General features: G+C 60.1%; 21 protein-coding genes and 1 tRNA gene. 3 read left to right on the plus strand and 19 right to left on the minus strand.

What is annotated here, in order from left to right:
- The 15 genes from AB4N47_RS25560 to rpsU form a co-directional block, all read right to left on the minus strand.
- A complete protein-coding gene (locus AB4N47_RS25560) occupies positions 1-1800 on the minus strand; it encodes a S9 family peptidase (protein WP_341638052.1) in 1800 nt (599 codons plus the stop codon).
- Entirely contained in the window at positions 1766-2926 is a 1161-nt protein-coding gene (gene pqqE / locus AB4N47_RS25565) for a pyrroloquinoline quinone biosynthesis protein PqqE (RefSeq protein ID WP_341638051.1), read from the minus strand. Before pqqE ends, AB4N47_RS25560 begins: the two co-directional genes overlap by 35 nt.
- Positions 2898-3173 carry a pyrroloquinoline quinone biosynthesis peptide chaperone PqqD gene (gene pqqD, locus AB4N47_RS25570; protein ID WP_341638050.1) on the minus strand — a complete coding sequence of 92 codons (276 nt, stop codon included), beginning with the start codon at positions 3171-3173 and terminating at the stop codon, positions 2898-2900. Before pqqD ends, pqqE begins: the two co-directional genes overlap by 29 nt.
- Positions 3170-3922, minus strand: coding sequence for a pyrroloquinoline-quinone synthase PqqC (pqqC, locus tag AB4N47_RS25575; RefSeq protein WP_341638049.1), 753 nt, complete (start codon positions 3920-3922; stop codon positions 3170-3172). Before pqqC ends, pqqD begins: the two co-directional genes overlap by 4 nt.
- A 136-nt stretch (positions 3923-4058) precedes the next feature.
- Positions 4059-4970 carry a pyrroloquinoline quinone biosynthesis protein PqqB gene (gene pqqB, locus AB4N47_RS25580; protein ID WP_341638048.1) on the minus strand — a complete coding sequence of 304 codons (912 nt, stop codon included), beginning with the start codon at positions 4968-4970 and terminating at the stop codon, positions 4059-4061.
- A gap of 81 nt (positions 4971-5051) precedes the next feature.
- Positions 5052-5126, minus strand: a complete 75-nt coding sequence (gene pqqA / locus AB4N47_RS25585; RefSeq protein ID WP_003444522.1) for a pyrroloquinoline quinone precursor peptide PqqA — start codon at positions 5124-5126, stop codon at positions 5052-5054.
- A 156-nt stretch (positions 5127-5282) separates the two neighbouring features.
- Positions 5283-7694 (minus strand): pyrroloquinoline quinone biosynthesis protein PqqF, encoded by a 2412-nt coding sequence (pqqF, locus tag AB4N47_RS25590; protein ID WP_341638047.1) that lies wholly within the window; start codon positions 7692-7694, stop codon positions 5283-5285.
- Positions 7695-7732: 38 nt separating this feature from the next.
- Positions 7733-8527 carry a carbon-nitrogen hydrolase family protein gene (locus AB4N47_RS25595; protein ID WP_460154376.1) on the minus strand — a complete coding sequence of 265 codons (795 nt, stop codon included), beginning with the start codon at positions 8525-8527 and terminating at the stop codon, positions 7733-7735.
- Between the two features lie 12 nt (positions 8528-8539).
- The gene (locus AB4N47_RS25600; RefSeq protein ID WP_016772878.1) at positions 8540-10222 is read right to left on the minus strand and encodes a flavin monoamine oxidase family protein; all 1683 of its coding nucleotides are present in this window, start codon (positions 10220-10222) and stop codon (positions 8540-8542) included.
- A 215-nt stretch (positions 10223-10437) separates the two neighbouring features.
- Complete coding sequence (locus AB4N47_RS25605; protein WP_016772879.1) at positions 10438-10899, minus strand: Lrp/AsnC family transcriptional regulator; 462 nt, start codon at positions 10897-10899, stop codon at positions 10438-10440.
- 179 nt (positions 10900-11078) lie between these two features.
- Positions 11079-11155, minus strand: a tRNA-Ile gene (locus AB4N47_RS25610).
- Between the two features lie 15 nt (positions 11156-11170).
- Positions 11171-14917 carry a bifunctional diguanylate cyclase/phosphodiesterase gene (locus AB4N47_RS25615; protein WP_460154377.1) on the minus strand — a complete coding sequence of 1249 codons (3747 nt, stop codon included), beginning with the start codon at positions 14915-14917 and terminating at the stop codon, positions 11171-11173.
- Positions 14918-15043: 126 nt separating this feature from the next.
- On the minus strand, positions 15044-16891 hold the full coding sequence (gene rpoD / locus AB4N47_RS25620; protein ID WP_460154378.1) for an RNA polymerase sigma factor RpoD: 1848 nt from the start codon (positions 16889-16891) through the stop codon (positions 15044-15046).
- Between the two features lie 67 nt (positions 16892-16958).
- Positions 16959-18923, minus strand: a complete 1965-nt coding sequence (dnaG, locus tag AB4N47_RS25625) for a DNA primase (protein WP_341638292.1) — start codon at positions 18921-18923, stop codon at positions 16959-16961.
- 486 nt (positions 18924-19409) lie between these two features.
- Positions 19410-19625 carry a 30S ribosomal protein S21 gene (gene rpsU / locus AB4N47_RS25630; RefSeq protein WP_002551877.1) on the minus strand — a complete coding sequence of 72 codons (216 nt, stop codon included), beginning with the start codon at positions 19623-19625 and terminating at the stop codon, positions 19410-19412.
- A gap of 199 nt (positions 19626-19824) precedes the next feature.
- Between rpsU and tsaD the strand changes: the two genes are divergently transcribed.
- The gene (tsaD, locus tag AB4N47_RS25635) at positions 19825-20850 is read left to right on the plus strand and encodes a tRNA (adenosine(37)-N6)-threonylcarbamoyltransferase complex transferase subunit TsaD (RefSeq protein WP_341638044.1); all 1026 of its coding nucleotides are present in this window, start codon (positions 19825-19827) and stop codon (positions 20848-20850) included.
- Between the two features lie 23 nt (positions 20851-20873).
- Here the strand turns inward: tsaD and plsY are convergent, their stop codons facing one another.
- Entirely contained in the window at positions 20874-21443 is a 570-nt protein-coding gene (gene plsY, locus AB4N47_RS25640; protein ID WP_186568892.1) for a glycerol-3-phosphate 1-O-acyltransferase PlsY, read from the minus strand.
- Between the two features lie 74 nt (positions 21444-21517).
- Here plsY and folB point away from each other — a divergent pair, with 74 nt between their 5' ends.
- Together folB and folK are read left to right on the plus strand one after the other, a co-directional pair.
- Complete coding sequence (gene folB, locus AB4N47_RS25645) at positions 21518-21874, plus strand: dihydroneopterin aldolase (RefSeq protein ID WP_341638043.1); 357 nt, start codon at positions 21518-21520, stop codon at positions 21872-21874.
- Positions 21865-22383, plus strand: coding sequence for a 2-amino-4-hydroxy-6-hydroxymethyldihydropteridine diphosphokinase (gene folK, locus AB4N47_RS25650; RefSeq protein ID WP_341638042.1), 519 nt, complete (start codon positions 21865-21867; stop codon positions 22381-22383). The genes folB and folK overlap by 10 nt, the downstream gene beginning before the upstream one ends.
- A gap of 84 nt (positions 22384-22467) precedes the next feature.
- Here the strand turns inward: folK and AB4N47_RS25655 are convergent, their stop codons facing one another.
- The 3 genes from AB4N47_RS25655 to AB4N47_RS25665 all read right to left on the minus strand — a co-directional run bounded on the left by AB4N47_RS25655 (position 22468) and on the right by AB4N47_RS25665 (position 26591).
- Positions 22468-23697 carry a multifunctional CCA addition/repair protein gene (locus tag AB4N47_RS25655; RefSeq protein ID WP_341638041.1) on the minus strand — a complete coding sequence of 410 codons (1230 nt, stop codon included), beginning with the start codon at positions 23695-23697 and terminating at the stop codon, positions 22468-22470.
- Positions 23698-23760: 63 nt separating this feature from the next.
- Positions 23761-25323 (minus strand): SpoVR family protein, encoded by a 1563-nt coding sequence (locus AB4N47_RS25660; protein WP_024014545.1) that lies wholly within the window; start codon positions 25321-25323, stop codon positions 23761-23763.
- Complete coding sequence (locus tag AB4N47_RS25665) at positions 25320-26591, minus strand: YeaH/YhbH family protein (RefSeq protein ID WP_039757709.1); 1272 nt, start codon at positions 26589-26591, stop codon at positions 25320-25322. The genes AB4N47_RS25660 and AB4N47_RS25665 overlap by 4 nt, the downstream gene beginning before the upstream one ends.
- Between the last annotated feature and the right edge of the window lie 56 nt (positions 26592-26647).

Below are 26647 nucleotides of genomic sequence, written 5' to 3' on the forward strand. Positions count from 1 at the left end.
TCAGTCAGGCAGTCCCATCACTCGCCGATAAAACGTCCACTCCCGCTCCAGCGCATGCGCCTGGTTAGCCGCGCGACGAAAGCCGTGGCGTTCGTCAGGGTAGTAATGCGCTTCGACCGGGATGCCGTTGTGCTCCAGCGCCGCGACCATGTCGCGGGTCTGTTGCGGCACGACCACCGCGTCCAGTTCACCCTGGAAGAAAATCACCGGCACGCGAATGTTGTCTGCGTGCAGCAATGGCGTGCGGGCGGCATAGCGTTCGGCATCTCGCTCGGGATCGCCGATCAGCCAGTCCAGATAATCGCCCTCGAACTTGTGCGTGGCCCGGGCCAGCGCGACCGGATCGCTGACGCCATAGAGGCTGGCGCCTGCGCGGAAAACCTGTCTGAACGCCAGCGCACACAGCGTTGTGTAGCCACCCGCACTTCCACCGCGAATGAACGCGCGGTCTCCATCGATCAAACCTTGACCAGCGAGATAGCTGACCACCGCGCAGGCATCCTCGACATCCACCTCGCCCCAGCGCAGATGCAGCGCTTGCCGATATTCACGGCCATAGCCACTGCTGCCGCGATAGTTGAGGTCGGCGACAGCAAAGCCGCGCTGCGTCCAGTACTGGATACGCGGATCGAGGATCGGATAGCACGCCGAGGTCGGGCCGCCGTGGATAAACACCACCAGCGGCGGTTTCGCTTCACCGCTCATGGCCGGGTAAAAGAAACCGTGTGCCTCGCCGGAGCCGCTGGGATAACGCAAGGTCTGCGGACGGCTGATGCGTTCGGCAGGCAACGGAGCCACGCCGCCAGCGAGGATTTTCACGGCATGCGAGACACGATCAATGGCGATCACTGCCGACGGGCTGGTCGGCGATGCAGCGATGCAATAGATGAATTGTTGATCCATCGCCAAGTGGCGGAAGCGGCTGTAGTCACCGCTGAAATCTTCAACACCAAGGGCCAGGCGCCCGAAACCATCCTCGCTCCAGCTGGCTAAGAATTGATCACCGACAGGCAGCCAAGTGCAGCCGCCCAGTTGCCAGGGCGCGGGCGCGTGATCGGCCTCTGCACTCGGTAGCACGTGCAAGCCATCGGACGTTTCGACCCACGGCTGCCAGTAGCCGCCACGATCTGTCAGGCAGTAGAGCCGGCCGTCGGCGTCGAAGCGCGGCTGTTGGATCGACTCCTCAATCTGCTCACCGGCAACACAACGAGGCGCAGAAAAATCGCCTTGCGCGACCATCAACCGCGTCGAGGTCCACGGCTGATGCGGTCGGCTCCACTCGATCCATGCCAAGCGCTGGCCGTCGGGGCTCAGCGTTGGCGACGCATAGAAATCCGCATCTTCGGCCAGCACCTGTCGCGTACCGCTCGCCGGATCAATCGCCACCAGGCGATGTCGATCCTGCTGCTCCTCAACCGCCAATACTCGGCCAGCGGCGAATTGCAAATCGCCGTAGCGGCAGTCAGTCGATGTCAGCGCGACCGGCTCGCCATCCAGCGCCTGCCGATACATCTGCTGATCCGCTTCATTGACGAAAACCACCCCGTCAGGCGTCAGACAAAACGCACCACCGCCATACTCGTACACGCGGCTACGCACGCTGAAACCGTCCGGCGTCAGACGTTTCGCTGCGCCATCGCGCCAATGCCAGATTCGGCACGCGGCGTCCTCGGGGCGATATTCATTCCAGAACACGCCATGGGCGCCGAGCTGCAGTTCGGCGAAGTCGGTCCCGGCAGCGACGGCCTGGGCGGCGCTGAAAGGCTCAGCCCTTGGCGATGAGGCGTGAGTTTCGTTCATTGCGAAAGGCCAGTTGTTCGATGGTTTGAGTGGCGGTCCCGGCTTCTTCGCGGGCCTTGAGGATCACGCCATGATGTTCGGACTTGCTGCACACCGGGTCGGCATTACTGGCGTCGCCGGTGAGCATGAACGCCTGGCAGCGGCAGCCGCCGAAGTCTTTTTCTTTCTCGTCGCAAGAGCGGCACGGCTCGGGCATCCAGTCGTAACCGCGAAAACGGTTGAAGCCGAACGAGTCGTACCAGATGTGTTGCATGCTGTGATCGCGCACGTTGGGAAACTGCACCGGCATCTGGCGGGCACCATGGCAGGGCAGGGCGGTGCCGTCCGGGGTGACGGTCAGGAAGATGCTGCCCCAGCCGTTCATGCAGGCTTTCGGGCGTTCTTCGTAGTAGTCCGGGGTAACGAAAATCAGCTTGCATGGATGCCCTTCGGCTTCCAGTCTGGCCCGGTATTCGTTGGTGATGCGTTCGGCGCGCACCAGTTGTTCCCTGGTCGGCAACAGACCGACACGGTTGAGCTGCGCCCAGCCGTAGAACTGGCAAGTGGCGAGTTCGACGAAGTCAGCCTCCAGCGCAATGCACAGTTCGATAATGCGGTCGATCTTGTCGATGTTGTGCCGATGGGTGACAAAGTTCAGCACCATCGGGTAGCCGTGGGCCTTCACCGCACGAGCCATTTCCAGCTTCTGCGCAAAGGCCTTTTTCGAGCCCGCGAGCAGGTTGTTCACTTGCTCGTCGCTGGCCTGAAAACTGATCTGGATGTGATCAAGCCCGGCCTTTTTGAAGTCGCTGATTTTCTGCTCGGTCAGGCCAATGCCGGAGGTGATCAGGTTGGTGTAGAAACCCAACTGCCGCGCTTCACGGATCAGTTCGGCCAAGTCCTGACGCACCAGCGGTTCGCCGCCGGAAAAGCCCAGTTGCGCCGCGCCCATCTCCCGCGCTTCGCGGAACACCTTGATCCATTGCTCGGTGGTCAGCTCTTTGCCCTGCTCGGCGAAATCCAGCGGATTGGAGCAGTACGGGCATTGCAGCGGGCAGCGGTAGGTCAGCTCGGCGAGCAGCCACAGCGGCAGGCCGACTTGCGGTTTGGCCGGCAGATCAGCCAAGGGTGAGCCAGTGTTGCTCACGGGCAACCTCCATGAATTGGTCGACGTCGTCACCGAGCTCGGGCACGCCGGGGAACTGCTTGTCGAGTTCGGCAATGATTGCCGCGACATCGCGCTCACCGTCAATCAGGCCGCCAATCAGCGCGGCCGTTTCGTTGAGCTTGATCATGCCTTCCGGGTACAGCAACACATGGCCTTTTTGCGCCGGTTCGTACTGGAAGCGATAGCCCGGGCGCCAGCTCGGCACTTTGCTGCGGTCGAAATTCATAGGGTAATTCCTTTATGCCAGACCCGTTGTTCGGTCACGCTGTGATACGGCGGACGGTTCAGTTCGTAGGCCATGCTCATGGCATCGAGCATGCTCCAAAGAATGTCCAGTTTGAACTGGAGAATTTCCAGCATGCGCTCCTGGCCATTGCGGGTCTTGTAGTGCTCAAGGGTGATCGCCAGCCCATGCTCGACGTCACGTCGCGCCTGACCGAGACGGGTGCGGAAGTATTCGTAACCGGCTGGGTCGATCCATGGGTAATGCTGCGGCCAGCTGTCGAGGCGCGACTGGTGGATCTGCGGCGCGAACAGTTCGGTCAGCGAGCTGCTGGCGGCTTCCTGCCAACTGGCGCGACGGGCGAAGTTGACGTAGGCATCGACAGCGAAACGCACGCCGGGCAGCACCAGCTCCTGAGAACGCAATTGGTCCGGGTCGAGGCCAACAGCCTGGCCCAAACGCAGCCAGGCTTCGATGCCGCCATCTTCACCGGGCGCGCCGTCGTGGTCGAGCAGGCGCTGAATCCACTCGCGGCGGATTTCCCGATCCGGGCAATTGGCAAGGATCGCCGCGTCTTTCAGGGGAATGTTCACCTGATAATAGAAGCGGTTGGCGACCCAGCCCTGAATCTGCTCACGGGTGGCGCGGCCTTCGTACATTGCCACGTGGTAAGGGTGGTAAATGTGGTAATAGGCGCCTTTGGCGCGCAGGGCCGCTTCGAATTCGGTGGGGGACAGCGGGGTGTCGGTCATTGCGGTTCTCCGGGGAACAACCGTTGAAATCCTGGGTGTCTATTCGGACGCCTTCGCGAGCAAGCTCGCTCCCACAGGTTTTGTGTACGGCACAGATCCAATGTGGGAGCGAGCTTGCTCGCGAAGAGGCCGGTCGCTACAACACAATACTCATGCCATCAAACGCCACTTCAACATTACGCCGCGCCAGCTCTGCACGCTCCGGCGAATCCTCGTCGAGGATCGGGTTGGTGTTGTTGATGTGGATAAGTACCTTGCGCTGCTCGGGCAATTGTTCCAGCACCTCGAGCATGCCGCCGGCGCCGTTCTGTGCCAGATGGCCCATCTCGCGACCGGTGCGGGTGCCGACGCCACGGCGCTGCATTTCATCGTCATCCCACAGCGTGCCGTCGACCAGCAGGCAATCGCTGCCCGCCATGATTTCCAGCAGCGGCGCATCGACCTTGCCCAGCCCTGGCGCGTAGAACAGCTTGCTGCCGGTGTTGAGGTCTTCAACGATCAAACCGATGTTGTCGCCCGGATGCGGATCGAAACGGTGCGGCGAATACGGCGGCGCGGCGCTGCGCAATGGCAGCGGGGTGAAACGCAGGTTCGGGCAGGCCGCTACGGTGAAGCTCTGGTCGAGCTCGATACGGTTCCAGTCCAGTCCGCCGTTCCAGTGGGTGAGCATCTTGAACAAGGGAAAACCGGTGCTCAGGTCTTCGTGAACCATGTCCGTGCACCAGACCGGATGCGGGCAGCCTTCGCGCAGGCTGAGCAGGCCGGTGGTGTGGTCGATCTGGCTGTCCATCAGGATGATCGCACTGATGCCGGTGTCGCGCAGGGCGCGGCCCGGTTGCATCGGGGCGAAGCTTTGCAGTTGCGCGCGGATGTCCGGCGAGGCATTGCACAACACCCAGTTCACGCCGTCATCGGAAATGGCGATGGACGATTGGGTGCGGGCCTTGGCGTTCAGGCTGCCGTCGCGAAAGCCTGCGCAGTTGACGCAGTTGCAGTTCCACTGCGGAAAACCGCCACCGGCGGCCGAACCCAGAATCTGGACGAACATGAACGCTCCATCATTTCAACGCGGAAAATAAAACGCCTCGGCGAGCCGAGGCGTTGCACTGCGATTCTGCGTAAGCAGAACTCAGCGGCTGGCGAAGTACATGGTGACTTCGAAGCCGATACGCAGGTCGGTGTAAGCAGGTTTGGTCCAGGCCATGAGATGTCTCCTTCTGAGGGTTGGGATAGCGCTATCCATAGTTATAGTCCACGGCAGCGCGGTGATGTTCCAATTAGTTAGGCGGCTATGTTACTCAAAATTTCAACGGCGTGACCCGTGAATCTTTGAGAAAGCTCCTTGCAGCCTCGGTAATGATCAGTTTGTCGCTGGCCACGGCGCGTCCGGCATCGGTTCATTGGCCAGGCAATGCCAGCCGCCCTCGGCATTGATCAGACGCTGCGCAGCATCGAGTAAAGCCTGGCGATTCAGCTGCTGGATCGCCGCGACCAACTGCTCACGGTAATCCGACGAATGGCCAGCGAGTTTGCCCTGCCACAGCAGCTCGGCGGCATCCTTGGTGGACAGTGCCGCGTCGTTGAATTGATCTGCGAGGGTTTCGCGCTGCTGCTTGAAACTGCCGTCGTCGAGCGTTTCGATCAGCGCTGGCATGCCCTTGAGGAAATCCTGGATGTGTACAAGCAAGGTGGTCACCGAGGTTGCGGGTGACTGCACCCCGAAGACCATTGCAGTCGTTCCGTGCAACTGACGCAACGCGCTGAACACGGCATAACCCAGTTGCAGTTCGACGCGCAGGCGCTGGTAGAAAGGCGTCTGGCACAGTTGCGCAAGCAGGCGCCAAGCGGCTTCATCCGCGATGTCATGGCTGGCGGTCGGGCAGATGAGCAGCAAGGCATGTTCATCGGAAGCGGTGTCAATCCGGCTCCAGCGGAACTGGCCGGCGCTGGTCGGCATGACCGGCAGCTGATTGTCCGGTGTGCCGGGAATGCGGCTCAGCGCCAGGCCCAAGGCTGATTGGGTTTGTTGGTTGAGGCCTAGAGCGAGGCCGTCCCAGCGCGAGGTTGTCCACAGCTGATTGGCTTCATCGCTGGTTTCAATCGTGGGCAGGCATTTTTCCGGCAACGCTTCGAGTAGTTGGCGGATCGGCATCGAAGGTATCTGCATCGCGTCGCGCGGCGAATCGGCGTCGATCATCGTCAGACATTTCAGCGCATGCTCGAGGACACTGGGCATCGGTTCCTGTAATCCGGTCATTTTCAGCAGGCATTGGTTACCTGCGGCGCTGAAAGACAAGTCCACTCCGGCTTCGGACGCATCCTGTCGGGTCTGGCGCAGACTGCGCTGCAATCTGGAGAGCAGATCTGCGCTGGCCGCCGCCTCGACCTGCCAGCGCAGGTAAATCGCGCCTTCATCGCTGTTGTCTGGCAGCGCCTGGCTGAATTGCATCGGCGACCGTTCGCGACGGCTGCGCGAGCGATCCTGGGCGAAGGTGCGCAGGCCACGGTGGGCGCTGGTCTGGCCGCGAATCAGCCCGGCGTTGGCCAGCGGTTCACTGACGCGCAAAAAAGGATTGGCGGCGGGCAGATGCCAATGATCGCCGAAGTTATCCACAACGCCGATTTCGCGAAGGATGTGCTCAAGTGCGGCAGCGCCGGATTCGGACAGGCCGAATGCCTGCTGCTCGAGATCGAGCCGTGCCACTTGCAACGCGCCGCTGACTTGCTGCTGGCGCTGAAGCAGGGCGGCGTATTCCTCGCGCAACGGCTTCCAGTCCTGACGGGCGAAGAAGCTCAGCCAATCCAGCAGGCGTTCGTGAATGGCGTTCAACTGCTCGCCGTCGGCATGGAATTGAAGATGCAGCAGCGCTTGGCCGGCGAACTGGTAAAGCGGCGTGGCTTTCAGGCTGTCAGCCAGATTCTGTTGATGCAGGTATGCGAGCAATCCCCCAGGTTTTGCGCTATTCAACCAATGACAGAGAAAAGCCATCGCCTCGGCGGATGGCTCGGGCAAGGCGTCGAAAGCAAATAACAGGTTCGTGTGAGCGCCGACCTGTTGATAACTTTTCTCTGCCAACGGTGGCGGTGCGGCCTGGGCAACTTTATCCCCAACCGGCAACACCGCTGCGAATTGCTGCGCCAGCTCCCGAAGCTCATCGATACTTTGCGGCCCGACCAGACTGAGGGTCATTTGCCCGGTTCGATAAAAGCGCTGATGGAAATCTTTCAGCGCCGACTGAAACCCTGGCGATTCGACCTGCAAGCTGTCCCGATTGCCCGCATGAAAACCGCGCAATGGATGCTCCGCTGGTAAACCTTCATACAAGGCAAACTGCTGTTGCGCTGTCGGATCCTGCGACCAAGCGACAAATTCTGCCTGCAGCACTTCCCGTTCGCGCAGTTGATCGTCCCGATTCATCCGTGGCCGGGCGAGCATGTCTGACAGACGCTCGAGCCCCGCGCTGAAGGACGACACAGGCAACTCGAAGAAAAAGTCCGTGGTGCGCTCGCGGGTGCTGGCATTCACCTGCCCGCCGTGACGTTGCACGTAGGCCATCAGCCCTTCGTCTGTGGGAAAACGCTCGGTGCCGAGAAACAGCAAGTGCTCGAGAAAATGCGCCAGCCCCGGCCATGCCAACGGCACGTCATGGCTGCCGGCCGCCACGCGCAACGCGGCAGCGCTGCGCTTGAGACCGGGCACGTGGCGCAGGGTCACGCGCAGGCCGTTGGCCAGGGTTTCAGTGTGGGGGCGGGGATGAGTCGGCGCGGGCATGGGCACTTCCAGAACAGTGAAGTGCCCATGCTAGCGGATTAGCGGCGGTTGAGCGCGCCGTAAAGCTCTGGCCTGCGATCGCTGAGGTAGCGGTTGGCCTGCCGTGAATCGGTCATCAGTTGTCGATCCAGTTCACCGACGATCAACGCTTCGTCCAGGCCTGCCAGGGCGATACGGCTACCGTCCGGTGCGGCAATGCTGCTTTGCCCGCAATACTGGATATCGCCTTCATGTCCGCAGTAATTGGCGTAAGCCACGTAGCACTGGTTTTCGAAGGCGCGGGCACGCACGGTGACATCGGCGACGAAGTCGAACGAAATCATGTTCGCCGTCGGCACCACAATCAGCTCGGCGCCGGCCAAGGCCAGGCGCCGCGCGTTTTCCGGAAACTCCAGGTCGTAGCAGATCAGGAAGCCGAGCTTCCAGCCGTTCAATTCAACCACCGGCAAGTCGGAGTCACCGGGGCTGAACATCGACCGGTCGAGATCGCCAAACAGATGCGACTTTCGATAGTTGCACAGGCGCTCGCCGTGGGCGTCGATCAGTTGCACGGCGTTGTAGATCTGCCCGTCGGCGGTGCGCTCCGGATAACCGTAAACGATCGCCAGACCCGCAGCCTTGGCAATCCGGGCGATCTGCTGCGCCCATTCACCGTTGTAGACCTCGGCCAGCGTGCTCACCGCTTCGGCGCCGATGTTGTAGCCGGTCATGAACATCTCCGGCAGCACCAGCAGGTCGGCGCCCTTGGCCTCCATCGCTACCTGATGCAGGCGCTGCAGGTTGGCGGCGGGGTCCAGTGGCAGCGGTGGACATTGGTAAACGGCTACGCGCATCGGGGAATCCTCTTACTCGGGCAGGGCGATAGGGCCGATGTCTTTGAACACATCACCCGGGCCCGGGTTCTCTTTATGTGTCGAACCGCCGAAATGCTTCATGATGCCCCACACCGCGTTGAGCGAAGTCTGCACCGCGCCTTCGACCCACGCCGGGGTCCACGACACGTCATCGCCAGCGATGAAAATCCCGCGCTGCTCGGCCGGCATGTCGTCCTGCATGAAGTGCGCATACATGCGCTGGTTGTAGCGGTAATGGCCGGGCAGGGCGCCCTTGAAGGCACCGAGGAAGTACGGATCGGCTTCCCACGACACGGTGATCGGATCGCCGATGATCCGTGCGGCGATGTCGACTTTCGGGTAGATCTTTTTCAGCGCGTTCAATGCCAGTTCAACGCGTTTTTCTACCGGATGCGGGAGCATTTTCAGCGCGTCGCTCATCCACGAGTAAGACAGGCAGATCACTCCCGGCTTGTCGTCGCCGTTGTCGAACAGATAGGTGCCACGGGTCAGGCGATCGGTGAGGGTCATGCTCATCACGTCGCGGCCAGTCTCCGGATCCTTGTCCTTCCAGAATGGCCGGTCGACCATCACGAAGGTTTTCGACGACTGCATGTAGCGCGTGCGGTCGAGGGCCATCCACATTTTCTGCGAGAACAGAGTCTCGTCGCATTCGATCTGAGTGGTCAGCAGCCAGCTCTGGCAGGTTGTCAGGACGGCGGCGTATTCGCGGGTGTCACCGTTGTTGTCGGTTACGGCGAAACGGCCTTGCGGTGCGTGGGCAATCTTCTTCACACCGGAACGCGGTGCGCCACGGTGCAGGGATTTCAGGCTAGTGCCGGCCGGCCAGTGCACGCAGCGCTCCGGCACATGGCGCCAAATGCCCTGTGGCACCTGCTCGACGCCACCGACCACCAGGTGCTGGTGATCGTCGCAATTGGTCATTACCACGCGGAAGATTTCCAGCATCGAATTGGGAAAGTCTGAATCCCAGCCGCCGGTGCCGAAACCGACCTGGCCGAACACTTCGCGGTGCTGGAACGACAATTTGGCGAAGGCCTTCGAGGTGGCGACGAAGTCGTAAAAGGTCCGGTCGTCCCACAGCGGCACCAATTTGTTCCACAACTCTTTCAGGCGCGGCACATCGCGATCACGGATGGCTTGCTGAATATCGGAGAACTGCGAACCGGCTTCCAGCGCATCCGCCCAGGCGTCAGCCACTTCCTGAAACAATGCAGGAAGATCCTTCAGGCTTTCGGCGTAATAGGTTTCGCCTTCCAGATCGATCACGGTGCTGCCAGAAGCGCCGGTCAACGGGTTGGGAAAAGGCTTGGTTTCGAGGCCGAGCTTGTCGACGTAGTGGTAGAACGCTGTGGAGGACACCGGAAAGCGCATGCCACCGAGCTCGGCGACGATGGCATCGGTGCCGTTGAAGGCCTGCGAGCGCAGACGACCACCGAGTTTCGACGCCTCGTACACCACCGGCTTCAAACCGAGTTTCATCAGTTCATACGCAGCCACCAGACCGGCAATACCCGCGCCGACAATCGCCACCTCAGCGCCATGGTGCTGCTCGGGAATGCTCCCCAGCCCGGCGGGATGCTCGATCCAGTCGTCAAACGCGAACGGAAAGTCCGGACCGAAAATGGTGACTGGTTTTTTTCCGTCTGCAGGATGGCGATTGTTCTTGTTCATGGCTGACCTTATTGGCGACCCGACGCAGGACTCGCGTCTGAGTATAGGAAAAGATGCCAGCCATTCTAGGGAGCGTGGAGCGCGTTAATAAGACGCAATGTGTCGTCGTTTTGCCTGATTGTTGTGCAGACTGACGATTGCGGGCTGCATACCGACCAAAAACGTGGGAGCGAGCCTGCTTGCGAAGCGGCTCAGCCAGAATGCCCGGCCAATGCTCAGACCGGCTGCCCGCGATCAATCTTGCTGCTCAGAATGATCGAAGTCGTGGTTTTCTCCACCCCATCGACGCTGCCAATCTGATCCAGCAACTGATCCAACTGCTCCGGCGAATCGGTGCGCAACCACGCCACATAATCAAACTCGCCACTCACCGCACACAGCTGCTGCACCTGCGCCATTGCACTCAAGCGCCGCAGCACGTCCTTGCCGGAACGCGGCTGCACCTTGATTCCGACGTACGCCTGCAAGCCGCCATCGACCACACGCTGACCCAAGCGCACGCCATAACCGGTGATCACTTTGGCCTTTTCCAGGCGGGCCAGACGCGACGTCACCGTCGTGCGAGCAATGCCTAGCTGACGGGCGAGCATGGCCACGCTTTCACGGGCGTTGATCTGCAGCGCGGCGATCAGCTGGCGGTCGATTTCGTCGAGGATGGGTTGGCGGGTGTCTGGCAAGGGGGACTCCGGAGGCATGGGACAATCAGGTTAAGGATGTTACAGGGACAATCGCGTTGGGGCTCTCAGCGTTCTCTCAAACGGATTTTCTTGCGCAGTTCCAGAACGTTGCGCCCGCCAAGACGAAACCCAACCACTCGCCCACAAAAAAGCCGCGCATTCAGCGCGGCTTTTCAATTTGGTGGGCCCACACGGACTCGAACCGTGGACCAAAGGATTATGAGTCCTCTGCTCTAACCAACTGAGCTATAGGCCCTCAGTAGGCCGCGGATTATAGCGACGGTTTCGCGGCTGTGCTATCCGAAAAATCCGATACGGTTATATGCAGAAACGTCGCGGCGAATTCCTCCGGTGGCAGCGGCAGGCTGACGATGTAGCCCTGTATCTGTTCGCACCCTTCAGCAGCGAGGAATTGTTGTTGCGCCTGGGTTTCCACGCCTTCGGCAATCACGGTGAATTGCATGCTGCGACCGAGCGCGATGATGGCGCGCACAATCGCCGCGTCGTGGGGGTCGTCAGGCAGTCCGCGGACGAAGGACTGGTCGATCTTGAGGATGTCCAGTGGCAGGCGTTTGAGGTAGCTGAGCGAGGAATAGCCGGTGCCGAAGTCATCGATCGCCAGCTGCACGCCGAGGTGCTTGAGCTGGTGCAACACTGCCAGCGCCTCTTCGGCCTGACTCATGATGAAATTCTCGGTAATTTCCAGTTGCAGTAAATCCGGCCTGAGGCGGTTGTCCTTGAGCAGTTGCTCGATGCGCACCAAGAGGTTCGGTTGACGCAGTTGCGCGCCGGCGAGGTTCACCGACAGCGGCCCCAGCGGTTGGTAGATCTCGTTCCACTCGAACATTTGCCTGCAAGCGGTTTCCAGCACCCAATCGCCGATCTGCAGGATCATGCCGTTCTCTTCCGCCAACGGAATGAAATGCTCGGGCGGCACGTCGCCGAAGGTTGGGTGGCGCCAGCGAATCAGCGCCTCTGCACCGACCAGACTGTGATCGACCAGGCTGATTTTCGGTTGGTAATAGAGAAACAGCTCATCGCGCTCGATGGCGCGGCGCAGTTCGTGTTCCAGCGCTATGCGCTCGCTGGCTTGGGCAGTGAGGTCGCGGGTGTAGCTTTCGACGCGGTTGCGTCCTTTGGCTTTGGAGCGGTACATCGCCGCGTCGGCGTTTTTCACCAGCGAGGCCACGTCGCAACCGTCGCGGGGATAGAGGCTGGTGCCGATGCTGGCGCTGATAAAGAACTCGTGTTCGCCGGCCTGGAACGGCGCGCCGAAGCAGTTGAGCAGTTTCGTCGCGATGTTGTCGGCGTCGCTGGCTTGCTGCAAGCCTGGCAACAGGATGATGAATTCGTCACCGCCCAATCGCGCGACCGTGTCGATATCGCGCAGTTGTTCTTTCAAGCGCACGGCGATGCCCTTGAGCAACAGGTCGCCGACCGGGTGACCGAGGCTGTCGTTGATGTGTTTGAAGCGGTCGAGATCGAGAAACAGCACCGCGCCCTGGCCGCCATTTTCCTGCTGGCTGGTCAGGGCCGTTTGCAGGCGACTCTCGAACAAGGTGCGGTTGGGCAAACCGGTGAGGGGGTCGTGGTGAGCCTGGTAATCGAGCTTGGCCTGGGCATGCTTGAGGCTGGAAATATCGGCGAACACCGCGACGAAGTGGGTGATGAACTTGTCGCGATTGCGCACGGCGCTGATGGTCAGCCAGCTTGGGTACAGCTCGCCGTTCTTGCGCCGGTTGGAAATCTCGCCTTGCCAGTGGCCTTCGTCGGTCAATTGGTGCCACATCGCCGCGTAGAAAGCGCTGTCATGCAGCCCTGACGCCAGCAAGCGTGGCGTGTGGCCCAGCGCTTCACTTTCGCTGTAACCGGTGATTTCGGTGAAAGCGCGATTGACGGCGCTGATGTGTTGTTGAGTATCGGTGATCAACACGCCCTCGGCGGTGCTCTCGAAAACGGTCGCGGCCTGCTGCAGTTTTTCCTGCATGAGATGGCGTTCGGTGATGTCGCGGGCGATGGTCAGCATGCAATCCTCGTCGCCGATCGGCAGCGGGCGACTGGACACTTCGCACAGGCGAATCTGCCCGTCGCTGCGACGGATGTGGCATGTGAAGTCGCGGACGAAACCGTCGCGTTGCAGCAGGTCGAGCATCTGTTTGCGTTCGTTGAGGTTGACCCATATACCCAGATCCAGCGTCGAACGATCCACCGACATGGCGCTGTTGAAACCGGTGATGCGGCTGAAGCCTTCGTTGACCTCCAACAGCAGGCCGTCGCTCTGACGCGACAGCAACAGACCGTCGGGCGACGCATGGAAAGCCTTGGCGAATTTTTCTTCAGAAGTTTGCAGTTGCTGTTGGGTTTCCTTGAGCTGGCTGATGTCGCGCACCACGACCACCAGCGCCGGCGTGGTGTCGAGGTCGAAAGGCTCGGCGGAAATCAGCCCGGTGAACACCTGGCCGTTGTTGCGGCGAAAGGGCATTTCCAGATTACGGATACTGCCGGCCTGCAAACGCTGCAAGAGGCCCGGCCCGACGCCGGGGATGCCCCAGATATTGAGGTTGGTGGCGGTCTGGCCGATCACGTCCTCGGCCCTGAGGCCGATCTGCTCCTCGAAGGCCTCGTTGACCTCCAGCAGGCAGCCGTCGGACAGGCGTGCAATCACCAGAATGTCCGGGCATTGCTCGAACACTGACGCGAACTTCTGCTCGGACAGCCGCAGCGCTTCTTCGGTGCGTTTGATTTCGCTGATATCGATCATCAACCCGCGCATCACCGGTTCGTGGCCATGCTCGATCAGGCTGACAATGTCGCGCACCCACAGGCAGCGGCCGTCGGCGGTGATCACGCGATAGTCGACGATGTGATCGCGGCCCTGGCGCAGCGCTTCCCTGCAATAGTTCTGCGTGCGGGTCAGGTCGGCGGGATGAATGATGTTGTGCCAGAAACCCGGAATCAGCCAGTGAGACTGTGGATACCCGAGCAAGTCTTCAGCATGGGGCGAAACATAGCTGTAGGTGAAGTCGCTCATCCGCGCTTCCCAGGCGATGGCTGACAAGCTCTCCACCAGGCCGCGGTAGTGATATTCGCTGCTGCGCAGCTCTTGTTCGAGGTCGATGCGCCGGCTGATTTCCGAGCTCAGGCGGCGGTTGATGCGAATCACCACGGCTAGGATCGTCATCAGCAACAACAGGCCGGGCAGACCGTACATCAGCAGGTCCGACCAGAACGTGCGGTGGTCGAGCACATTGCCGACCCAATGTTCCTGGATGCTACTGATTTCCGCCGGGGTCATGTCGGCGAGGACTTTGTCGAGAATGCCCACCAGTACCTTGTTGTCCCGGGGCACGGCCATCGCCAGTTGATAGCGATACGGCGTTTCGCCGCTGACATAGAGGCCGTCAAGCTTGAGCTGGCGCAGGCTCCAGACGCTGGAAGCCAGATCGCCGACCACCGCGTCCACTTCGTCAGTCGCTAGGGCTTGCAGCGCTGAACTGACGTTGGGCATGGCTACCAGATTCAGATCAGGGTGGTGAGTGCGCAGCAGTTCGTGGGGGGCATAGTTTTCCACCACAGCGATTTTCAGCCCGTACAGGTCGTCGAGTTTGCGCGGCTGGGCGCCGCCGACATGGGCGAGGATGACGATCGGGAAGTCGAGGTACGGCCGGGTGAATGACAGATAATTCTGGCGCTCCGGCGTGGACATGATTCCCGGCAGCAAATCGATCTTGCCTTTTTTGACCTGCTCCAGCACCACCGTCCAGCTTGCCGGTTCGATCGGCGTCAGCTTGATCGCCAGGCGTTGGCGAATCACGTCGATATAGTCAGCGGCCAGACCCTGATAGCGGTTCTGATCGTCACGAAATTCGAAAGGCGGCCACGACGCGTCGACACCCAGGCGCAAGTCAGGGTGAGCCGCCAGCCAGCTGCGTTCTTCATCGGTGAGAGTCAGCGCGTCAGCCGTGGCGGTGCAGATCATCAATGACAGCAGAAAAAGCACGGGCGCCAGTCTAGGCATAACGCTCTCGTCGCGGCTTGGGGATGATTGTTTCGAGTGTAGACGGGGTACGCGGCGGGGAGGGCGGAGCGGGGAATTTAATCTGCCATAAAACAAAACCCCCGGCCTGGGCCGGGGGTTCTGGTATCACTCGTCGAGGAAGGAGCGCAGATGCTCGCTTCGCGTCGGGTGGCGCAGCTTGCGCAGCGCCTTGGCTTCGATCTGACGGATCCGCTCACGCGTTACGTCAAACTGTTTGCCAACTTCTTCGAGCGTATGGTCGGTGTTCATGTCGATACCGAAACGCATGCGCAGTACCTTGGCTTCACGGGCAGTGAGGCCGGACAGCACTTCGCGAGTCGCTTCCTTCAGACTTTCCACCGTGGCGACATCGATTGGCGACTGCATGGTCGAGTCTTCGATGAAGTCGCCCAGATGGGAGTCTTCGTCATCACCGATCGGGGTTTCCATGGAGATCGGCTCTTTGGCGATCTTCAGTACCTTGCGGATCTTGTCCTCAGGCATTTCCATGCGTTCGCCCAGCTCTTCCGGGGTCGGTTCACGACCCATTTCCTGCAGCATCTGTCGGGAAATACGGTTGAGCTTGTTGATCGTCTCGATCATGTGCACCGGAATACGGATGGTGCGGGCCTGGTCGGCGATCGAGCGAGTGATCGCCTGACGGATCCACCAGGTGGCATAAGTCGAGAACTTGTAACCACGACGGTATTCGAACTTGTCCACCGCCTTCATCAGACCGATGTTGCCTTCCTGGATCAGATCGAGGAATTGCAGGCCGCGGTTGGTGTACTTCTTGGCGATCGAGATCACCAGACGCAGGTTGGCTTCAACCATCTCTTTCTTCGCGCGGCGGGCCTTGGCCTCACCGATCGACATGCGACGGTTGATGTCCTTGATTTCTGCGATAGTCAGGCCGGTCTCGGTTTCCAGCGCAATCAGCTTCTGCTGGCAACGGATGATGTCCGGCTGCACGCGACCGATGACTTCGGCGTACTTGCTCTTGCCTTTGGCCAGCGCGTCGGACCAGCTTTCGTCGACTTCGTTGCCCGGGAACTGACGCAGGAAATCGGCGCGCGGCATACGTGCATCACGTACGCACAGCTGCATGATCGCGCGCTCTTGCTGACGCAGACGATCCAAAGCACTGCGTACACGCTCGACCAGGGCTTCGAATTGCTTCGGCACCAGTTTGATCGGCATGAACAGCTCGGCCAAGGCCAGCAACTCGGCAACCGCTGCCTTGTTGTGACGACCGTGCTTTTTCAGGGCCTTGCGGGTGATCTCCATCTGGTCCGCCACGGCGCCGAAGCGCTGTGCAGCGATGACCGGGTCCGGACCGCTTTCGGCTTCCTCTTCGTCATCGGAAGATTCGGCATCATCGTCATCGGTATCGTCGTCGGCCTTGACGGCTTTCGGGTCAACCGGCGGCGGCACTTCTGCCGCAGGCGGCGCAATGCCGTCGTCCGGGTCGATATAACCGCTCAGGACGTCGGACAGGCGACCACCTTCGGTGGTGACGCGGGTGTACTCGGAGAGAATGTGGTCAACCGTGCCAGGGAAGTGCGCAATTGCGCTCATCACTTCACGAATGCCTTCTTCGATCCGCTTGGCGATTTCGATTTCGCCTTCACGGGTCAGAAGCTCGACCGTACCCATTTCACGCATGTACATGCGCACCGGGTCAGTGGTGCGACCGATATCGGTCTCCACCGCCGCCAACGCAGCGGCTGCTTCTTCCGCAGCGGCCTCGTCGGTATCGGCGTCGGCCAACATAAGGGCGTCCGCATCCGGAGCACTCTCGTGTACGGGGATCCCCATGTCGTTAATCATGCGGATGATGTCTTCCACCTGCTCCGGATCTGAAATATCCTCGGGCAGGTGGTCGTTGACCTCGGCGTAAGTCAGATACTTCTGCTCACGACCCAGTTTGATCAACTCAATAATACGAGACTGCTGTTGCGCTTTTCCGGACATAACACCCTATCCACTGAAGGTCTTGGCGGGCAAAAAACAAGCCGAGGATTATACCTGAGCTATGACCTCACGCGCCAGTTGAGGTCGGGTTTGATGCGGAAACATTGCGACTTAAAAGGTCGCGCAGTTGATTTTTCTCTTCGACGCTCAGTTCGCTTTGCCGCGCTTTCCTGAGTAACTGTTCGAGATTTCGCTCGCGTTGGCGGGCGGACAAGCTAGTAATGGTGTCGAAAAACTGTTGTTCAAGGTTATCTCCGTCAATCAGCCATTCCTTTTCTGCCAGTGCCTTGAGCAAGCGACCCTGTTCAGTGCCGTGCCATCGCGCGATCAACTGAAATGAGTTTAGCTTGGGATTCTTCTGTACGGCTTCGAGCAGCGCCACAAGCAACTGGGCGTTGGTCTGATTTTCATCGGCAATATGCCCGGCGTCCTCGACGCGCTTGGCCAGTTGCGGATGATGGAGCAATGTTCTCAATGCCGTCAGGGTCGGCGATTCAACGCCAATCGGCGTGCGCGGGCGCTGCTGTTCGCGATCGCCACCACGCTTGCCGTTCTTGTCCCATGGTTTCTTGTCCCACTTCTTGCCGCCGGCGCCGGGTTTCTTCGGCGTCCATTCCTGCTGCGGCGCGTACATGTCCTGTGCCTGCGGCTGATGGTAGTCGCTGTAGTCCGGCATGGCGTCGTAATCGAAGCCCGGATCGTAGGCGGGCGGTGCTTCCTGCGGCGCACTCTGAACCAATTGGCTGACGGTCTCGCTGCTCAGGCCGGTAATCTCGGTCAGGCGCTGACGCATGAGGATGCGCAGGTTCGCGCCTGGAACCTTATCGATCAATGGCGCGGCGAGGGTGGCCATGTGCGCCTTGCCCTCAAGTGAGCGCGGGTCGGCTTCTTCGGTCAGTTGCTGGAAAAAATAATCGGCCAGCGGCTGCGCGTGCTGATTGATGCGCGCTTTGAAAGCGTCGGTGCCTTCGGCGCGAACCAGGGTGTCCGGATCTTCGCCTTCGGGCAAAAACAGGAACCGCGCGCGACGACCGTCTTGCAGGCACGGCAGGGTCGCTTCCAGTGCGCGCCACGCGGCGTTGCGGCCCGCCTGGTCGCCGTCGAAGCAGAACAATACGTTCGGCACGACGCGGAACAGGCGTTTCAAATGTTCTTCGCTGGTCGCGGTACCCAGCGTGGCGACGGCATTGCGCAAGCCTTGCTGGGCGAGGGCGATGACGTCCATATAACCCTCGACAACGATGATTTCATCGAGGTTGCGATTGTTCTTGCGCGCTTCATAGAGGCCGTAGAGTTCCTGGCCTTTATGAAATACCGGGGTTTCCGGTGAGTTCAGGTACTTGGGCTTGTCGTCGCCCAGTACGCGACCGCCGAAGGCGATGATCCGTCCACGGGTGTCGCGGATCGGGAACATCACGCGATCGCGGAAACGATCATAGCGCTTGCCGGTTTCGGCGTTCTCGATCAGCAGGCCGGCTTCGATCATGGCCTTCTGTTGCAGCGTGTCGCTGCTCAGATGCTTGAGCAGGTTGTCCCAGCCCGGCGGTGCAAAACCGAGGCCGAAATCCCGAGCGATCTCGCCAGTCAGGCCGCGACCCTTCAGGTAATCCACCGCAGCCTTGCGCGACGGATGACTCTTGAGTGCCTGCCGGTAAAAATCAGCGGCGGCGGTGAGCAGTGGATACAGCGGCGAATCGGTCGGCTGACGCGGCTTGCGCTCGCGGCCGCTTTCTTCGCGGGGGATGTCCATGCCGGCGGCTTTGGCCAGATCTTCGACGGCCTGGGGGAAGTCCAGGTTGTCGTGATCCATGAGAAAGCCGAGGGCGTTGCCGCCAGCGCCGCAGCCGAAACAGTAATAGAACTGCTTGTCGGGGCTGACACTGAACGAAGGGGTTTTCTCTTTATGGAACGGGCAGCAGGCGGTGTAGTTCTTGCCGGCCTTCTTCAATTGCACGCGCGAGCTGACCACGTCGACGATGTCGGTGCGGTTCAGCAGGTCGTCAATGAAGCTCTGGGGAATCAGCCCGGCCATGGCGTTCTCGTCGTCTGCGCTGCAATAAATCCGTTGCGACAGGCTGTCGGATGCGGGCCATTGCTGGAAACGCACAAAAAGTGCGGCTCGACCGGTGTCGTCTGCGTGATCGCTGTCGGGAAGTGTATCTGCCGAAAATCCACTGACGTTAGTACCTATCAGTCTTCGACTATTTGAAAGTGTTGCGCTGAATCCGCTGACGGCCGGTTGTCGGCCTCGGATAGCTCAATAAAGCGGGCACGCATGCAGGTGCCTTGGGCTGATCGTCGTAAGAGGAATCAGTGGGTGTGCTCGTCAGTAGCCTTGAAAGGCTCGTCAGAAAAGACGTGCACCGCTGGCAAAAGAGCCAGGCCTGACGCGGTGAAGCAGATTTGTCTCGGTCGCATCGGCGGCGTCGACGGTGAAGCATCAAGCGTTTTACGCAAATGCCATTAGCCCGGCTGAGGGCCGGGCTTAGGCAAGAAGCTTGCTACGAACGTCTGTGGATTAGTACAGACGAACGGCGCGGCGCTGTTCGCGCTGAACTTTCTTGGCGTGACGCTTAACAGCGGCTGCTGCTTTGCGCTTACGCTCAGAAGTTGGCTTCTCGTAAAATTCGCGGCTACGAACTTCAGCCAGTACACCGGCTTTTTCGCAGGAGCGCTTGAAACGACGCAGAGCTACGTCGAAGGGTTCGTTCTCTTTTACTTTGACGGCTGGCATCCAGAGCTACCTTCATTCATTACCGGGGTCAACATCCTCGCGGCAAAAGAGCACTTGAAGACGTCGGTTTTTAAGGGTTGCGGATGTTAACCCCTCATCGCTCGGAATGCAAAGCCTCTGATCGAAAACCGCTGGTCGGGGCATCACGTGGCGACTATTATGCGCGCCTTCGAATTCAGCCTAAACAAGGCGCAAACCCATGCTAGTACTGGGATTAGAAACCTCCTGCGACGAAACCGGCGTCGCATTATATGACAGTGAGCGCGGTCTGCTGGCCGACGCGCTGTTCAGTCAGATCGACCTGCACCGCGTCTATGGCGGTGTGGTGCCGGAGCTGGCCTCGCGTGACCACGTCAAACGCATGCTGCCCTTGATCCGGCAGGTGTTGGCCGAGGCCGACTGTGTGCCGACCGAGATCGACGCAATCGCCTACACCGCAGGTCCTGGCCTGGTCGGCGCGCTGCTGGTGGGTGCATCCTGCGCGCAGGCGCTGGCGTTTGCCTGGGGCATTCCGGCGCTTGGCGTGCACCACATGGAAGGCCACTTGCTGGCACCGATGCTGGAGCCGAAACCGCCGCAATTCCCGTTCGTCGCTTTGTTGGTTTCCGGTGGCCATACGCAGTTGGTTCAGGTCGACGGCATTGGCCAATACAGCCTGCTCGGCGAGACGCTCGACGATGCAGCCGGTGAAGCCTTCGACAAAACCGCAAAGATGATGGGCCTCAATTACCCCGGCGGGCCGGAAATCGCCAAGCTGGCCGAGAAGGGCGTCGCAGGACGTTTCACCTTTCCGCGTCCGATGTGTGATCGCCCGGGTCTGGACTTCAGCTTCAGCGGCCTGAAAACCTTCGCCCTCAACACCTGGCAGCAATGCGTCAGCGCCGGGGACGACGGCGAGCAAGCCCGTTGCGACATCGCGCTGGCGTTCCAGCAGGCCGTGGTGGAGACTTTGACCATCAAGTGCAAGCGCGCCCTGAAACAGGCAGGCATGCAGCGGTTGGTGATTGCCGGTGGCGTCAGCGCCAACAAGGCGTTGCGGGTTTCGCTGGAAAAGATGCTCGGCGATATGAAGGGCGATGTGTTCTATGCGCGCCCGGAGTTCTGCACCGACAATGGCGCGATGATCGCGTTTGCCGGTTGCCAGCGCCTGAAGGCCGGTCAGCAGGAAAGTCTGGCAATCACCGTGCAGGCCCGCTGGCCAATGGAACAGTTGTCGGCGCTGTAATGAGCGACGCTCATGAACGGCAGTCAGAAATGCCGTTCGCGCCCGGCAAACAGGTCGCGTAGATTGCCGCGATGGCGCCAGACAATCAGCAAGGTCAGCGCGCTCATTGGCAGCAAGGCTTCCGGCTCTTGCCAGGCCAGCAACGGTAGGGTCAGTGGCGTGGCAATCAGCGCCGCCAGCGAGCTGGTGCGGGTCAGGTAGAACGTCAGTAGCCAGGCACATACGGCCAGCAGTGCGGCGGGTGGATACAGGCCGAGCAGCATGCCGGCGGCAGTGGCAACGCCTTTGCCGCCGCGAAAGCGAAAGTACAAAGGGAACAGGTGACCGATCACGGCGCACACGCCAATCCAGGCCTGATCCTGCAGTGAGAGGCCCGCGCCCGAGGCGATCAGCACCGGCAGCAGGCCTTTGCACAGATCACCGAGCAGGGTCAGGATCGCCAGTTTGCGACCGGCCAGGCGCAGCATGTTGGTGGCGCCGGCATTACCCGAGCCACTCATTCGCGGATCCGGATTTCCGGTCAGGCGGCTGAGCAAAATGGCGAAGGACAGCGAGCCGAGCAGGTAGGCGAGAATCGCCAGTAACCAAAACATGCTAACTATTCCGGGCGAGGACGCCCTGATTCTAACGGCGCATCGCGCCCTTGTCGTGCAGCGGAGAGAAGTGCTTGGACAGAGTGTTTATCGAGGGCCTGGAAGTCGACACCGTGATCGGTGCCTACGACTGGGAGCGCGGCATCCGTCAGTGTCTGCGGCTTGATCTGAGCTTCGCTTGGGACAATCGCCCGGCCGCCGCCGGTGACGACCTGACCCTGGCGCTCGATTACGCCAGTGTTTCCACGCGCATTCAGACCTTCGCCGAGCAGGCGCATTTCCAGTTGGTCGAAACCTTTGCCGAGCGTCTGGTTGAAGTGCTCATGACCGAATTCAACATCACCTGGGTGCGACTGAAACTGACCAAGCCGGGCGCCGTTCCGGCCGCCAAGGGTGGTGTGGGTGTGGAGATCGAGCGCGGATGTCGCTGACTCAGGTCTACCTCGGGCTCGGTAGCAATATCGAGCGCGAAACCCATTTGCGCGCCGGTCTCGATGCGCTGGCCACGTTCCTGGTGGATATCCGATGTTCGGCGGTGTTCGAGAGCCAGCCGGTTGGCATCAAGAGCGGACCGTTCTTCAATTTCGTGGTCTCGGCCTACACCGAACTGCCGTTGATGGAGCTTGATCGCCGCTTGAAATTCATTGAGGCGGATAACGGTCGCTATGCCCCGGATCGCAAGGGCTTGCCGCTGGATATCGACGTGCTGCTGTATGGCGATCTGGTGGGTAATTTCGACGGATTGGTACTGCCGCGTGCGGAAATCCTGAAAAACGCATTTGTGCTGTGGCCGTTGTCGTTGATTGCGCCGGAGCGAGTGCATCCGGGGGTGGGCCAAAGCTTTGCGACGTTGTGGGCTGAGGCGCAAATTGATCAGGTGTTGGCGCCGGTTGCGTTCGAATGGCGGGGGGAGCAGCTCACGCCTTCGGATTTGCGGTGATATCAAATTCGCTTTCGCGAGCAGGCTCGCTCCCACATTGGATCGCGGTGTCCTGTGGGAGCGAGCCTGCTCGCGAAATTTTTATCAGGCTGTCGCCGCCTCTTTGTAGGTTTTCAACGCCTTCAGTCGTTCCCGCTTCAGCGCTTCGCCCAGTTCAGGCCCCTTGAATCCCTGCTCCAGCAACGGCTGCACCGCCACTTCCCGCGCGGCTTTCGCCGCTCCGCGCAAGTAATCCGCCTGTGGATAACTGCGCTGCTCCAGGCCTTTGCGGCCCCGAGCGTCCATCTCGCACGCGGCGATAAACTCCTCGAAGCGCTGCGGCCGGCGATAGATATCGAAACTCTGCAGCAACTCCAGCAGCGTCGAGGCTTTCAGCTCCAGCGCCCGGTGCCCATGGGTGTGGTACTGGCCGACCAGCAGCGCCAGTTCCTGACAGTCTTTGGGGACTTTGAAGCGCTCGTTGACCGCTTTGATCAGCTTCAGCCCGGTGTGCTCATGGGCGATATGCCTGGGCCATTCTTCTTCCGGCGTCAGGCCTTTGCCCAAGTCATGCAGCAGGCAGGCCCAGCGCACCGTCAGTGGTTGCTTGAGCAGCGCTGATTGCTCCAGCACGCTCAAGGTGTGCAGGCCCGTGTCGATTTCCGGGTGATGGGTCTCCGGCTGCGGTACGCCGAACAAGGCGTCGACTTCCGGCATTAGCTCCTTGAGTGCGCCACAGTCGCGCAAGACCTGGATGAACACCTGCGGGTGGTCTTCCATCAATGCTCGAGAAATCTCCTTCCAACTGCGTTCGGCAGTCAGCGCCTGCAGTTCGCCGGACTCACTGAGCTGGCGCATCAAGTCCATGGTTTCAGCGGCGACCGTAAAGCCCAACCCTGCGTAGCGTGCAGCAAAGCGGGCAACGCGCAGGACACGGAGCGGATCTTCGGCGAATGCCGGGGAAACATGGCGAAGGATTCGTGCTTCGAGGTCGCGTTGACCATGATATGGATCGGTCAAGTTGAGCTGATCGTCCTCGGCCATGGCATTGATCGTCAGGTCGCGTCGAATAAGGTCTTCTTCAAGCGTGACTTCGGGACTTGCGTAGAAGGTGAAACCTCCGTAACCGCGACCGCTTTTGCGCTCGGTGCGGGCGAGGGCGTATTCCTCGCCGGTTTTTGGGTGCAGAAACACCGGGAAATCCGCGCCGACCGGGCGGAATCCCTGAGCGAGCATTTCTTCAGTGGTTGCACCGACCACGACCCGGTCGACATCAGTGACCGGCAACCCTAACAGGCGATCACGTACCGCGCCGCCAACCTTGTAAACCTGCATAAAAAACCTCCGTCAGTCCGACAGGATAACCCTTGCGTCAGACTTTCGGAGGCCAGAACCGGATCAAAGATGAATCACGGCCAGATCGAGCCGGCCGTAATCGCCCTCGCTGTGTTCACTGCGTGGCGGCACGTGATGGGTTTTCATGATCTGGTCGCCTTGCAGGGTTTCCAGATGAATGTCGAAGCCCCAGAGCCGGTGCAGGTGCTTGAGCACTTCTTCGGTTGAGTCGCCCAGTGGTTTGCGGTCGTGTTGCTGATGACGCAGGGTCAGCGAGCGATCGCCGCGCCGGTCGATGCTGTAGATCTGCACGTTCGGCTCACGATTGCCGAGGTTGTACTGCGCTGCCAGGGTTTCCCGGATGATGCGGTAGCCGCCCTCGTCATGGATGGCCGGCACCAGCAGATCGTCTTTCTGGTCATCATCGAGAATGCTGAACAGCTTCAGATCGCGGATCACCTTCGGCGACAGGTACTGCAGGATGAAGCTCTCATCCTTGAAACTGCTCATGGCGAACTTGATGGTCGACAGCCAGTCGGAACCGGCGATGTCCGGGAACCAGCGGCGATCCTCTTCGGTAGGCTCTTCGCACATGCGCCGAATGTCGCGGTACATGGCGAAACCCAACGCATACGGGTTGATGCCGCTGTAGTACGGACTGTCGAAACCCGGTTGGAATACCACGCTGGTGTGCGAGGTGAGGAATTCCATCATGAAGCCGTCGGTGACCAGGCCTTCGTCGTACAAATCATTCATCAGCGTGTAATGCCAGAACGTCGCCCAGCCTTCGTTCATGACCTGAGTCTGGCGCTGTGGATAGAAATACTGGGCGATCTTGCGCACGATGCGCACGATTTCGCGTTGCCAGGGTTCCAGCAGTGGCGCGTGTTTCTCGATGAAATAGAGGATGTTTTCCTGCGGTTCGGCCGGGAAGCGGGCGTTGTCCTTGTCGCTGTATTTGTCCGCGCCTTTGGGAATGGTGCGCCACAGATCATTGATCTGCTTCTGCATGTGCTCTTCACGGTCCTTTTGCCGCCGGCGCTCTTCTTCGGCGGAGATCGGATACGGACGCTTGTAGCGGTCGACGCCGTAATTCATCAAGGCATGGCAGGAATCGAGCAGATCTTCCACGGCGTCGATGCCGTGGCGTTCCTCGCACTGCATGATGTACTGCTTGGCGAACACCAGGTAATCAATGATCGAACTGGCATCGGTCCAGGTGCGGAACAGGTAGTTGCCCTTGAAGAAGCTGTTGTGGCCATAGCAGGCATGGGCCACCACCAGCGCCTGCATGCAGATGGTGTTTTCTTCCATCAGATAGGCGATGCACGGGTCGGAGTTGATTACGATCTCGTAGGCCAGGCCCATCTGCCCGCGACTGTAGGATTTCTCTGTGCTGAGGAAGTGTTTGCCGTAGGACCAGTGGTGATAGCCCAGCGGCATGCCCACCGAGGCATAGGCGTCCATCATCTGCTCGGCGGTGATCACTTCGATCTGGTTGGGATAGGTGTCCAGTGCATAACGGGCCGCGATCCGGGCGATTTCGCGGTCGTAGGTCTGGATCAGCTCGAATGTCCATTCGGAGCCGGTGGAAATCGGTTGGCGTTTCTGCTCTTTGGCGGTCATGTCACTAACCTGCGCTGGAAGAGTTCACGGAAGACCGGATAGATATCTCCGGCCGAGACCAGTTGCTGCTGGGCAAACGTGTCAGAGAAGGCTTCGGCGATGCGTTCGTATTCGTACCACAGGGCCTGATGTTCGCGCGGGGTGATCTCCACGTAAGTGTAGTACTGCACAAACGGCATGATCTGGTTGATGAGGATGTCACGGCAGATCGGCGAATCGTCGTTCCAGTTGTCGCCGTCGGAGGCTTGAGCGGCATAAATGTTCCACTCGTTGCTCGGATACCGCTCGGCCATGATTTCCTGCATCAGCTTCAGGGCGCTGGAAACAATGGTGCCGCCGGTCTCACGAGAATAGAAAAACTCCTCTTCGTCCACTTCCCGGGCGCTGGTGTGGTGACGGATGAACACCACGTCGATCTTGTCGTAGTTACGCTTGAGGAAAAGGTACAGCAGGATGAAGAAGCGCTTGGCGATGTCCTTGGTCGCCTGCGTCATCGAACCGGAAACGTCCATCAGGCAAAACATCACTGCTTTGGAACTAGGATTGGGTTGCTTGACCAACAGGTTGTATTTCAAGTCGAAGGTATCGAGGAACGGCACGCGATGAATGCGCGCGCTGAGTTTCTCGATTTCAGCTTCGAGTTCCTGAATATCGCCGAAGTTGTCCGGTTCTTCGCGCTTGAGCCTTGCCAGCTCTTCCTTGGCTTCACGAAGCTTTGCCCGGCTGCTGCCGGACAGGGCAATACGACGTGCATGTGCTGAGCGCAGGGTACGGATGATATTGATGCGTGAAGGGTTACCTTCGTTGCTGATCCCGGCGCGTACGGTTTTGAACGTGTCGGTGCCGGTCAGGTTGCGTTTGACCAGGTTCGGCAGTTCCAGGTCTTCGAACATGAATTCGAGGAACTCTTCCTGAGTGATCTGGAAGACGAACTCGTCCATGCCTTCGCCGGAATTACCCGCCTTGCCCGGACCGCGTCCACCGCCGCCTCCCGGTGGACGAGCGATATGTTCACCGGCCGTGAACTCTTTGTTACCGGGATGCACCACAGTCTGTTTGCCGCCGCGTCCGTGATGAAGCACCGGTTCGTCGATGTCGCGACCGGGAATACTGATCTGTTCACCGTGCTCCATATCGGTAATGGAGCGGCGACTGACTGCCTCTTCGACAGCCTTCTTGATGTGGTCACGGTAGCGCCGCAGAAAACGCTGGCGGTTCACCGTGCTCTTGTTCTTGCCATTGAGGCGTCGGTCGATCACATAGCTCATAAGGCCCCTCCGGGGAGCTTCAAGTTTTGAGCTGCAAGCTGCAAGTAAAAGCGAAT

The sequence above is a fragment of the Pseudomonas sp. S3_G06 genome (assembly GCF_054667565.1).

What these genes read in the sequence shown, in the direction of transcription:
- AB4N47_RS25560 (WP_341638052.1), bottom strand. Translation starts at nt 1,800, where the DNA reads ATGAACGAAACTCACGCCTCATCGCCAAGGGCTGAGCCTTTCAGCGCC.
- pqqD (WP_341638050.1), bottom strand. Translation starts at nt 3,173, where the DNA reads ATGAATTTCGACCGCAGCAAAGTGCCGAGCTGGCGCCCGGGCTATCGC.
- pqqC (WP_341638049.1), bottom strand. Translation starts at nt 3,922, where the DNA reads ATGACCGACACCCCGCTGTCCCCCACCGAATTCGAAGCGGCCCTGCGC.
- pqqB (WP_341638048.1), bottom strand. Translation starts at nt 4,970, where the DNA reads ATGTTCGTCCAGATTCTGGGTTCGGCCGCCGGTGGCGGTTTTCCGCAG.
- pqqF (WP_341638047.1), bottom strand. Translation starts at nt 7,694, where the DNA reads ATGCCCGCGCCGACTCATCCCCGCCCCCACACTGAAACCCTGGCCAAC.
- AB4N47_RS25595 (WP_460154376.1), bottom strand. Translation starts at nt 8,527, where the DNA reads ATGCGCGTAGCCGTTTACCAATGTCCACCGCTGCCACTGGACCCCGCC.
- AB4N47_RS25600 (WP_016772878.1), bottom strand. Translation starts at nt 10,222, where the DNA reads ATGAACAAGAACAATCGCCATCCTGCAGACGGAAAAAAACCAGTCACC.
- AB4N47_RS25615 (WP_460154377.1), bottom strand. Translation starts at nt 14,917, where the DNA reads ATGCCTAGACTGGCGCCCGTGCTTTTTCTGCTGTCATTGATGATCTGC.
- rpoD (WP_460154378.1), bottom strand. Translation starts at nt 16,891, where the DNA reads ATGTCCGGAAAAGCGCAACAGCAGTCTCGTATTATTGAGTTGATCAAA.
- dnaG (WP_341638292.1), bottom strand. Translation starts at nt 18,923, where the DNA reads ATGGCCGGGCTGATTCCCCAGAGCTTCATTGACGACCTGCTGAACCGC.
- rpsU (WP_002551877.1), bottom strand. Translation starts at nt 19,625, where the DNA reads ATGCCAGCCGTCAAAGTAAAAGAGAACGAACCCTTCGACGTAGCTCTG.
- tsaD (WP_341638044.1), top strand. Translation starts at nt 19,825, where the DNA reads ATGCTAGTACTGGGATTAGAAACCTCCTGCGACGAAACCGGCGTCGCA.
- plsY (WP_186568892.1), bottom strand. Translation starts at nt 21,443, where the DNA reads ATGTTTTGGTTACTGGCGATTCTCGCCTACCTGCTCGGCTCGCTGTCC.
- folK (WP_341638042.1), top strand. Translation starts at nt 21,865, where the DNA reads ATGTCGCTGACTCAGGTCTACCTCGGGCTCGGTAGCAATATCGAGCGC.
- AB4N47_RS25655 (WP_341638041.1), bottom strand. Translation starts at nt 23,697, where the DNA reads ATGCAGGTTTACAAGGTTGGCGGCGCGGTACGTGATCGCCTGTTAGGG.
- AB4N47_RS25660 (WP_024014545.1), bottom strand. Translation starts at nt 25,323, where the DNA reads ATGACCGCCAAAGAGCAGAAACGCCAACCGATTTCCACCGGCTCCGAA.
- AB4N47_RS25665 (WP_039757709.1), bottom strand. Translation starts at nt 26,591, where the DNA reads ATGAGCTATGTGATCGACCGACGCCTCAATGGCAAGAACAAGAGCACG.